Origin of the sequence: Blautia sp. CAG:257 (genome assembly GCF_000433815.1) — a bacterium.
GTDB lineage: Bacteria > Bacillota > Clostridia > Lachnospirales > Lachnospiraceae > Blautia_A > Blautia_A caecimuris.
The window spans coordinates 1-1,659 of the sequence record NZ_HF999001.1; the positions used below are offsets into that span (position 1 = coordinate 1).

The 1,659-nt window shown below is 46.1% G+C and carries 1 protein-coding gene; it reads right to left on the reverse strand.

The genetic code is table 11. The features are described from left to right. A partial coding sequence (locus tag QVP40_RS02630; RefSeq protein WP_288200261.1) for a pyridoxal-phosphate dependent enzyme occupies window positions 1-1,569 on the reverse strand: 1,569 nt, incomplete at its 3' end. Window positions 1,570-1,659 lie beyond the last annotated feature (90 nt).

The following is a 1,659-nucleotide window of genomic DNA, read 5'->3' on the forward strand; positions in this document are numbered from 1 at the left end:
TTTTTCTCTCAGCTCATCCATAGCCTGCTGCACAGCCTCTGCAATTCCTGTTTTTTTGCATGGGATTTCTGTCACTCCCATACTCCGGATGATCCTGCTGTTCTCTGTTTCTTTATCCTCTTTTACATCCTCTGTATTATGGACCATGTAGCAGGGCAAGTGCAGCTGGTAACAAAGGGTGGCAAGAATCCGGCAGAGATTGGAATGATAATTTCCGTAAATGATCATGCTGTCGCAGTGTTCTCTTTTCATATCCTCAATAAACTTCTGTGCAAACCGAACCTTGTTCCCCCCAAAAGAATAAGGAAGAAGATCCTCTCTTTTCATATAGAAATGATTGTGCACAGGTGCTGTCTCAGCATCTTCCCTGCTGTTTCCGGTAAATCTCAGCTTTTGTATTGGAGTCTCCGGAAGCTCCCTCAGCGGATTTTCCCAGGGACCGCGATAAAAAAGCTCTTCCATTTCTTCCATAGTATCTGTCTGAAGAATAAAAAATCCGGGACGGCTTCCGCTGTCTGTAATCTGCGCCTGCTCTACGTCTCCTTCCAGCACCACTTTTTTCACCTTATCCGGATGCTCTTTCTGAAGCTCCTGAAGATGTTTCAGATCGTTACTGTCCATAAGAAACCGAATAGCAGAAACCTTTTTCTTTTTTTCTGTAAAAACCGGAGACTTACCGGCAGCAGTATCCACTGCCATTGCCACAAAATCCTGCCCTGTGGAAAGAGGAACAAGATCGGAGCCGATGCAGTCTCCGCCCATTCTGGAACCAATCTCAATGATCCTGATATTTCCCGCTTTGTCGATCCGAAGCTCGCTGTGCCCTGCGCCGTTTCTGATTTCAAGTGCATCAAGGGCGCGAAACACCGTATCCTGAATTTTTCCATACATTTCTTCCGATACGGGAGCCGGCTGCAAATGACCTGTCTCAATGTAATGGGGACTGCCTGTTGTAAATTTTTTTGTTACTGCAAGGCAGGTGTGTTCACCCTTATAGCTGATAGTTTCCACACTGTACTCTGCGCCCTCAATATATTCTTCCACAATCGCTCTGTTTTCAAAAGACTGTTCCGCAGCCTGTATGATGGCCTGTTCCAGCTCTTCCTGGGTATAAACCTTTGTTATGGCCCTGCTTCCGGAACGGTCTGTGGGCTTTACAATAACCGGAAAGCTCTCCGGAAACACTCTGTCTCCCACAGAGACTGCCTGAAAAAACGGCACCGGGATTCCGGCCTTCTGAAAGGCAGTCCGCATGGCAAACTTGTTGGTGGAATTTTCAATACATGCGCTGCTGTTTCCCGGAAGCCCAAGCTTCTCTGCCAGATACTGCACTGTAATATTTGCCAGGTCAGAACCTATGGTTGCTACTGCATCCGGCTGTATTTTACGGCAGATCTCAAGGATCTGCTCTTTTTCCGTAATACTGATCTCATAAAAAAAATCCGCATCCCCGTCTCCTGTAGCGCCTTCTCTCCAGGCAAACACATGAGTTTCATATCCCATTTCTCCGGCTTTCTTTATTAAAGGGCGCTGAAAATCATTGGCCCCGATAATCACAATCTTTTTCATGGATACCTCTTTTCTGTCCGGATTACGGACATTCATCTATAGGGTATTCTATCATTTTCTCCTGAAGCTTTCCACCTTATTTTCATACCG